This is a genomic window from Nocardia ignorata NBRC 108230 (genome assembly GCF_001612905.1).
Taxonomy (GTDB): Bacteria; Actinomycetota; Actinomycetes; order Mycobacteriales; family Mycobacteriaceae; genus Nocardia; species Nocardia ignorata.
In genome coordinates, this window is sequence record NZ_BDBI01000034.1 from 104426 (window position 1) to 113466 (window position 9041).

Below are 9041 nucleotides of genomic sequence, written 5' to 3' on the forward strand. Positions count from 1 at the left end.
ATGGGTCGTATACCGTCGTCGGCCGTTCGAGCGCTTCGAAGGCGGGTCCCACCCTTCGACATGGCCGCTCGTGGAGTCGGGAGCACCCACGCCCCATGGCAGGATTGTCCCGATGAGTAGCGTTCCTTCTCCGGTCAGCGCAGTCCGTCGTCGCGACGTCATCGATGCACTGCGGCGCGGCGCCGTGCCGGGCAACGGACTCGACCTTCTGGCGACGGGCCTGGACCGTTTCGAGGCTGCCCTCGACAACGAACTCGAGACGGTCGCCTCTGGTAGTGCGGTCTTCAAAGCGGTTCGCGGTGAGTACGGCTCCGGTAAGACGTTCTTCTCCCGGTGGCTCGGCGAACGTGCCCGAAAGAAGAGTTTCGCCGTCGCCGAGATCCAGATCTCGGAAACCGAGACGCCACTGCACAAGCTCGAGACCGTATATCGAAGGGTCACCGAGCAACTCACTACGTCCAGCTTCCCACCGAGCGCCCTGCGCCCGGTGGTAGACGCCTGGTTTTACGCGTTGGAGGAGGACGCGCTCGCGGCCGGGGCCGATGAAGACACACTGCCCGAGGCGGTGGGCGAATTGATGACAGCACGGCTGGCCGAGGTGTCGCGCCACGCTCCCTCCTTCGCGACCGCACTGCGGGGCTACCACCGGGCGCTGGCGGAGGACGACGAAGAAACCGCCGCGGCAATCCTCGCCTGGCTGGGAGGCCAACCGAACGTCGCCGCCGCGGCCCGTCGAGCCGCGGGCGTTCGCGGTGAGCTCGACCATTTCGGTGCGCTCGGCTTCCTCCAAGGTCTGCTGACGGTTCTCCGCGACAGCGGCCATCGCGGGCTGCTCCTGATCCTCGATGAAGTCGAGACTCTGCAACGCGTGCGTTCGGATGCGCGCGACAAAGCGCTCAACGCGCTGCGTCAGCTCATCGATGAGGTGCATTCGGGACGTTTCCCCGGCCTATATCTCCTCATCACCGGCACACCCGCCTTCTACGACGGCCAGCAGGGCGTGCAGCGCCTGGCACCTCTCGCCCAACGCCTTGCGACCGATTTCACCACCGACCCTCGCTTCGACAATCCCCGCGCGGTGCAACTGCGGCTCTCCGGATTCACGATGGAATCCCTTGTGGCACTGGGAATCACGATCCGCGATCTCTATGCCCAGGGCAGCACCGATCCCGACCGCATCCGGGCAGTCGCCGACGACGCTTACATCGCCGACTTGGCCCGCGCCGTCAACGGCACCCTCGGCGGCAAGGTCGGCATCGCGCCACGACTGTTCCTCAAGAAGCTGGTCGGCGATGTGCTGGACCGCGTCGACCAATTCCCGGACTTCGACCCGCGCACCCACTACCAACTCACGGTCAACACTGCGGAGCTCACCGACAGCGAGCGCAACCTCGTCAGCGCCGACGACATCGACCTCGAGCTGTGACGGAAGAGGTGTGGGATCGACTCGATCCCGTGGTGGTGCACCACATCGTCAACTCGCTCGGCTGGCCGGGACTTCGCCCTTTGCAGCAGCAGGCGATCGCGCCGCTACTCGACGGTGAGGATGTCGTTCTCCTCGCACCCACAGCAGGTGGAAAAACCGAAGCAGCCTGCTTTCCCCTGCTCAGTGCCATGGCACAGCAGAAGTGGACCGGCATATCGATCCTCTACCTTTGCCCGCTGAAAGCCCTACTGAACAACCTCGTCACACGCGTCGACAGCTATGCCCAATGGTTGGGTCGGCGAGCCGCACTCTGGCACGGTGACGTCACGAATTCTCGTCGAGACCGCATCCGACGTGAACACCCCGACATCCTGCTCACCACGCCGGAGTCGTTGGAAGCCATGCTGATCGGCACGAAAACTGATCACAATCAGCTCCTCGGCAATGTTCGTGCTGTCGTTATCGACGAGGTACACGCCTTCGCGGGAGACGACCGCGGCTGGCATCTGCTCGCGGTGCTGGAACGGCTACAACGGGTCACCGGTCGGCCGATCCAGCGGGTCGGGTTGTCGGCGACGGTCGGCAATCCGGACGAACTGCTGACTTGGCTCCAGGGCTCGGGGGCAGGAACCCGCCCCGGGCAGGTCGTCGCACCGGGTGTGACGCTGCCGGTGCCCGGTCGAATCGCCGCTCCCCCTCCAGGAGAGATCGAACTCGACTATGTCGGGTCGTTGGAGAATGCGGCGAAAGTCATCGCAGCACTGCATCGTGGTGAGAAGCGACTGGTGTTCTGCGATTCCCGGCGCCAAGTCGAGGAGCTCGGCGCGGCCCTGCGAACCCGTGGAGTGACCGTATTCCTCTCGCATGCCTCGCTTTCCGTCGATGAGCGTTCGCGCGCGGAACAGGCTTTCGCAGAAGCTCGCGACTGCGTCATCGTGTCCACCTCCACCTTGGAGTTGGGCATCGACGTCGGCGACCTGGACCGAGTAATCCAAATCGACTCACCGACCACCGTTGCGTCGTTCCTGCAGCGCATCGGCCGTACCGGACGCCGCGCGGGCAGCACCCGAAATTGCTTGTTCCTGGCGACCACGGACGACGCGCTCGTCCAGTCCGCCGGACTGCTGTTGCTGTGGGGACGAGGCTGGGTCGAGCCGATCATCCCGCCACCGGAGCCACGCCATCTCGTCGCGCAACAAATTCTGGCCGTCACCCTCCAGCACCACACCCTCGGCGACCGAATCTGGCCACGGGAATGGAACGGGCTGTCCCCGTTCGATGCCTCGGCCACGCCGATTCTGCGACACCTCGTCGAGCAAGGCCACCTCGATGACGACGGCGGACTCCTCCACATCGGCCCGGCTGCCGAAAAGCGTTTCGGCAAAAGGCATTTCCTCGACCTGACCGCGGCATTCACCGCACCCCCACAATTCACCGTCCTGGCAGGCCGTCAGGAAATCGGGCACACAGATCCCTCCGTCTTGACCGACGACCGACCAGGCCCCCGTCTACTGTTGCTGGCAGGACGCAGCTGGCACGTCAACTACATCGACTGGTCACGTCGACGGGCTTTCGTCGAACCTGCCGAGTCCGGTGGCGTCGCGAAATGGTCGAGCATCGGCCTGCGCGGCCTGTCGTTCGAGCTGACCAGAGCCATCCGTGACACGCTGCTCGGCGCAGACCCACCCGTAGCGCTGACCAAACGAGCCCGTGGACAACTCGACGACATCCGCGCCACTAGGGCCGTGAATGTAGTCAGCGGCGAATCCACCGTGATCGAACGCGAGGGTGAAGCCGTTCGCTGGTGGACCTGGGCGGGATATCGCGCCAACGCCACCCTCGCCGCATCCCTGCCCACCGTCGTCGACCCCACTCAACGCCCCAACGACTTCAGCATCCGGCTCCGACCCGATCTGTCCGTCGGCCTCTGGCGCGACGCTGTCGCGGAGCGACGGGGGCCGGGCTCGGTCCTGGTCCTGCCGATCGCCGACGAACGCGCAGCGAGAGGGTTGAAATTCTCCGATGTTCTTCCGGACCACCTCGCCGCCGCGACCGTTTCCGCCCGGCTGGCGGACGTCGACGGCGCCCGTCAGGTCCTCAGCGAACGAACCTCATGGCACATGCTCTGACATAGCCTTCGCAGGCACCAGTTCAGTGAGCAATTGTTGGGTCTCGGGGTCTGTCGAATAGATGACGACACCACGCATGCCACGGGTGAGCAACACCTTATAGACATTGCGAATCAATTTGCCGAAATCCTCATCGAACAACGCCTTCGACCTCATCGCCGCGTCCAAGTTCCGATCGCGCACGCCGACGAGGCGTCCCTGACGAAATACCAGATCGGGGCCGATGATCACGCCCGCCCAGTCGTATTCGAAACCTTGCGCGGTGTAGATGCAGCCCACCTGCCCGAATCCGGCCGGGTCGGTCGCCCAGAACGAACTGGCCGGAGCATCACCGAGCGTCCTGGCAGCCTTGGAATTCCACGGCATCGACCACGACCCGATGCTGACGTCTTCGACCAGACTCCCGTCGTCGTTCGGCGCGCTCCACGGCCAGCAGTACCCGGCAGTGATGCGCGCCGACTCACCCGCCTCATGCTTCGAACGCAAGAAGTCCTGCATCTCTTGCGGCGACTGCGCCACCCGGACCTCGAACGCGGGGTCGTCGGACCAGGGTGTCGGTCCACCCACTCGCAGTCCGAGCAGTCTGCGCACCCACTCGTCATACTCATCGCTGCCACCACACCGGAAAAGACCGTCCAAGGCGATCGTGTGGACCGGGAAGCCCGCCCGGGTCGCGTGGGACTGGATCTCCTCCTGCGTCCCCACCTCACCTGGACGCACAACCTGATGCTCGTCGAGGAGGAACACCGGGACTTTGGCAGCGGCGATCAGTTCATCGATCTGTGGTCGCTCCTGTCGCTTCGCCCTCTCCGCTTTAGGCGTGAAACGATTCGTCGATACCGCGCGAATGCGATGCGCTTCATCGCAGATCAGAACATCGAGCTGGTTCTGCCGGTAGTCCGCAAAGGTTCGGTAGTAGTGGAACAGATCCTTCAGGTCCTTCGAACCCTTCGCAGGGAACTTCCGAAGAGTCTCGGTATAGGCGTTCGAACCGGTCGCATGCCGGACTTTGTATCCTTCTCGGTCCAACTCCGCGAGCAAGGTGATCGCGATCAGGCTCTTCCCGCTGCCTGGACCACCCGTCACGATCACGACACTCTTCTGGTTCCGCTCATGTGACAACCGCACCTGGTCGAGCACCCGTTGGAAGGCGAGCTCCTGATTGTCCAGCAGTGAATAGTCGGTTCGACGGCGCAATTCCGACGCGGTGAAAGTGATCAGATCCGGGCGCGGCAGAATCTTGCTCGTCAACAACCGCTCAGCAGGCGCGCTTCCGCTGTGCGGGGCCAGCCTGCCGGTCAAGAACTTCCGGAGCTCGGTGCGCCGCTCACCGGTGAACAGGCGACCGAGCCGGTCAGGCTGTCTGGCCCGGAGAGTACTGATCGAGTTCTCGCTGGCATTGTGCAGATAGGCAACACCATGTACTGCCAGTGGGCGGTCATGGAGTACCTCGATGTACTGGATGAGGTACTTGCAGTAGTTGCGCACCTGATCGATCGGATGGAGTTCCTCTGCCCGCGTGCCGCTGGCCCGCACGATGCGATCACTGTTGTAGACCAGCTCGGCCTTACTCCACTGCTTGAGCTCGACAACCACATAGCTGTCATCACCGGTTCGTGGATCGATCCCGGCGAGAATCACATCCGCCCGTTCCCGCGACTCCGGCAGGCGGAACTCGATCAACATCTCGACATCGCCCAAACCTGCTTCGCACAGGTCCTCTGCAATCTCCGGGAGACTCGCTTCCCAGGACCGTGTGTGAGCATTATTCTGCTTGGCCTTGCGTCGCTGGCCCTCGATGATCATCTCGACAAGCACTGCCTCGAGAGACCACTTCCGCACCTCGGCAGCCGTCGTCCGCAGAACCCTCTCCACCACGTCGAAATCCCCCTGGCAGCAGCACGAAACCTGCTGCAGCGGGGGCATATCCGTCCAGCGGAAGCCCGTCGGGCCGCAACCTGACTACAAGATCGTATCGCACGGCAGCGACACCATGGATCCTTCTGTGGCACAGCCCTTCCCGTCATCACCACGCTGACGGATGCGGCCCGCAGATCGTTCATCGGGTGTCCCGCCCAGCAACTGCACAACCACCGCGACTTACCCAGCAGGTGGCTCGACGCCGAACCCATCCTCATCGCCCCGCACCCCGACAACCCGACAGTCCACGTCGAACCGGACCTGACCGCAATAGCGCCGACCGTCTCCCGCTTCGGAGGCTGGCGTTTCAACGTCAGCACACCTGGAGCTGATGGCTGGACAGCGCGGATTGCACGCAGGCCCCCCTCTGCTGCCAGCGTGCTGTCCTCCGCAGGTTCGGTATTTGAAGAGACGTGGGCTCACGGTGCGTTCACGGATTCGCGCTGCTGGACCACGACGCGCTGCTGACCGGGGATATCGATGCTGCCGTCCGCCGTCAGACTCGGGCCTCCGATGCGGGGCCGCCCGCCCTGTCAGTGAAGTCTTCGAACTCTCGCACCACGAGTCCACCTGTCAAGAAATCTCCCTGCAGTTCGACGAATTTTTCGACGACCCGTCGCAGGTTCTCGGAATCCCGCAGGTCGGGAATGAAGCAGGCGGTGTCCCACTCGTGCTTGCGTGACTTCACGTAGTCCTTGACGATCCCCGCGCCGTCCCTGAGCGGCACGACCAACTGTGCGAGCACCGATTCATCGGGGATCTCGCCGGGTCTTGTCGCCGACCAGATAGTTCGCGGCGTCAACTCCTCGAACGAGGGATACCAACCGGGCAGTTCGTGGGCTGAGGCGTACTCGTCCGGCGAGACGGCCAGGCTGCAGCCGCGGGATGAAAGCGCTTGGGCCAGTTCGCGATATCGCTGCGCCGGAATCATCCAGCCCCGATACCACAGCCCTCTGCTGTCTCTGGCCACACGGCGGACGGCAGCATCGATATCCCCGGTCAGCAGCGCGTCGTGGTCCAGCAGCGCGACAGTTGCGCCCGCGGCTCGTGCGCTCTCGGCCTGCTCCGTGAAGTGTTCGTCGACCTTTCGCAGGCTCAGCGGGTCACAGCAGAACAGCAGGGTGGCGGTCACCCTCGCACAATAGTCGGCGGGGTAATCGCGCAGTCAGGCATTTCAGGCGGGCTGAGCCTCTGCACCTTCCAGCGCTGGACGAGCGCTGAACGGGCATTGCCAGTCGACAGGCTTGGGGCGGCCGGAGTAGCGGCGAGCTTCGGAGAGGGTTTCGTACTCCATGAGGTTCGGGTTGATGTCGCCTTGGAGCATGATGTCCTGCTTGCGGATCTTGTCGGCCAGGCGGTCCCACATGCCGTCGGCCTTGATGCGGGCGAACTGGTCGTGGGAGTTGAAGGCCAGCATGGGGAAGGGCGGGCGGCGGCCGAGGCGGCGGTGGGTTTCGTGGAGGCCGATGACGAAGAATTTGTGGCCGGCGACGCTGTATTTGAATTCTTCGGATTGGGGGTCGGAGGAGCAGCCGTCTGCCCAGGCGAAGCGTTGGGCGTCGGCCTCGTGGAGGAGCTGAAGGTGCTGCCACAGGAGTTCTTCGAAGCGGAGTTCGTCGACGCCGCGGGGCTGTTCGAAGGTGGCGATGAAGCTGGTGAACTTTCGTGAGCTCCAGTCCGCGGTGCCGACGAATTCGGCCAGGTCGGCGGCCATCAGGCGGGCGGATTCTTCGCCGCCGAGCACGTCGTAGTGGCAATGGGTGATTCCGCCTTGGCGCCAGGCGGAGCGACCCGCCAGACAGGCGAACCGGTCTCCGAGAAGGAAGTTCCCCACTTCAGCTCGCGCATCCGTCGTCAACCCGGCGTTCCTTTCCGACCACATCTCTACCCGGGCCGGAGTGCGAGCCATTCGGCGAATGCAGCCACCTGGCCCATATTGCGAGGCTGATCCTGTCAGCCGACCAGCCGGTGCGCGAATCGATCGAATCGATGCCGACAATCATTCGCCCCGTTCGAGGGCACAATCGGATAGGTGAGCGTGTCGCGTATCACCTTCGACGGTGCGGGTCGGAACACTCGTAGAGCAATTCGGACCGCTCCACGCGATCTCTTCGGCTTGTCGGTGCCGAGGAGTAGCGTCGGGATCCGTCAGCGTTGCGGTGACCACGTGGAGGTCTGCGATGGACGTGTTGCTCGGGATAGGGACTCGTAAGGGGCTGTTTCTGGCACGGAGCCGGGACGGGCGCAAGACCTGGGAGGTGGCGCCGCCGCAGTTTCCGGTTGCCGATGTGAAGGCGTTGGCGATCGACACGCGATCGAGGACGCCGCGAGTGCTGGCGGGGGTGTTGAACAGTCACTTCGGTCCGACGATGGTAGTCAGCGACGATCTCGGGCAGACGTGGAGTGAGCCGGACGACGCGCCGCTGGCGTTTCCGGACGACACAGATGCTGCGCTGCAAGGAGTTTGGCAGATCAAGCCGGCTACCGAGGCGGAGCCGGATGTGGTGTATGCGGGAGTCGAGCCGTCGGCGTTGTTCCGTTCCGAGGACGGCGGGCACAATTTCGAGTTGGTGCGCGGACTCTGGGACCACCCGCATCGCACGCAGTGGCAGCCGGGTGGCGGCGGACTCGCACTGCACACGATCCTTCCGCACCCTGCGGATACCCGGCGGATGGCTGTCGCGATGTCGACGGGTGGGGTGTATCAGACCACCGACGGTGGGGAATCGTGGCGGCCCACGAACAAGGGGGTCACAGCGGACTTCATGCCGGGAGAGTTACCGGAATGGGGGCAGTGCGTGCACAAGGTGGCGCTCGATGCCGCGGATTCCGACACGATGTATCTGCAGAACCACGGTGGGGTGTTCCGTAGTACCGATGCCGGGGAGCGCTGGCAGTCGATCGATGGTGGGCTGCCACCGTCGAATTTCGGATTCCCGATCGTCGCGCATCCTCGGCGGCCCGGCGTGATCTACACGTTCCCACTGGTCGCGGACATGGATCGCTTTCGGTTTCCGCCAGACGCCAAGTGCGCCGTGTACCGCAGCGAGGACGGTGGGCAGACCTGGTCGGCGCTCAGCGATGGGCTGCCGGAGGTGCCGTTCTGGGCGGCGGTGATGCGTGATGCCATGTGCGCTGACGATGCCGACCCGGCAGGCATCTATTTCGGCACTCGCAACGGCGAGGTGTACTGCAGTGCGGACGAAGGCGATCACTGGCGGCTGGTGGCCGACAAGCTGCCGGACGTGCTCTGTGTGCGCGCCGCGGTGATCGGATAAGGGCCGTGGCGCGCGTCTGTCTGCCGTCGGTGCTTCGCACGTACGTCGACGGCGCAAGGGAACTCGACATCGACGGGGCGGACCTCCGCCAGGTGCTCGATGTGCTGCGTGAGCAGTATCCGGGGCTGGAACGGCGTTTGCGCGATGAACGCGGAGTGCTGCGCCGGTATGTGAACTTCTATGTCGACGGTGACGAATGCCGGACTCTCGACGGCCAGGACACTGCGGTCCAGAAAGGCACCGAGGTGATGATTATTCCGGCCGTTGCCGGCGGGTGAATTGGTCTAG

Annotated in this window: 7 protein-coding genes; 4 read left to right on the forward strand and 3 right to left on the reverse strand. The window is 64.2% G+C overall.

Features of this window, described 5'->3' with window-relative positions:
• Positions 1–112 precede the first annotated feature (112 nt).
• A complete protein-coding gene (brxD, locus tag NI2_RS26675; protein ID WP_067496139.1) occupies positions 113–1426 on the forward strand; it encodes a BREX system ATP-binding protein BrxD in 1314 nt (437 codons plus the stop codon).
• Positions 1423–3555 (forward strand): DEAD/DEAH box helicase, encoded by a 2133-nt coding sequence (locus NI2_RS26680; RefSeq protein WP_067496141.1) that lies wholly within the window; start codon positions 1423–1425, stop codon positions 3553–3555. Before brxD ends, NI2_RS26680 begins: the two co-directional genes overlap by 4 nt.
• Here the strand turns inward: NI2_RS26680 and NI2_RS26685 are convergent.
• The 3 genes from NI2_RS26685 to gntA all read right to left on the reverse strand — a co-directional run bounded on the left by NI2_RS26685 (position 3538) and on the right by gntA (position 7333).
• The gene (locus NI2_RS26685) at positions 3538–5481 is read right to left on the reverse strand and encodes a DUF2075 domain-containing protein (protein WP_243750113.1); all 1944 of its coding nucleotides are present in this window, start codon (positions 5479–5481) and stop codon (positions 3538–3540) included. The two genes, NI2_RS26680 and NI2_RS26685, sit on opposite strands and share 18 nt — an antisense overlap.
• Positions 5482–5971: 490 nt before the next feature.
• Entirely contained in the window at positions 5972–6607 is a 636-nt protein-coding gene (locus NI2_RS26690) for an ATP-grasp domain-containing protein (protein WP_067496144.1), read from the reverse strand.
• Between the two features lie 42 nt (positions 6608–6649).
• Positions 6650–7333 carry a guanitoxin biosynthesis heme-dependent pre-guanitoxin N-hydroxylase GntA gene (gene gntA / locus NI2_RS26695; protein ID WP_067496187.1) on the reverse strand — a complete coding sequence of 228 codons (684 nt, stop codon included), beginning with the start codon at positions 7331–7333 and terminating at the stop codon, positions 6650–6652.
• Between the two features lie 511 nt (positions 7334–7844).
• On the opposite strand from gntA, the gene NI2_RS26700 reads away from it, so the two are divergent.
• Positions 7845–8753, forward strand: a complete 909-nt coding sequence (locus NI2_RS26700; protein WP_243750112.1) for a WD40/YVTN/BNR-like repeat-containing protein — start codon at positions 7845–7847, stop codon at positions 8751–8753.
• Between the two features lie 5 nt (positions 8754–8758).
• The gene (locus NI2_RS26705) at positions 8759–9031 is read left to right on the forward strand and encodes a MoaD/ThiS family protein (protein ID WP_174552242.1); all 273 of its coding nucleotides are present in this window, start codon (positions 8759–8761) and stop codon (positions 9029–9031) included.
• Positions 9032–9041: the final 10 nt, after the last annotated feature.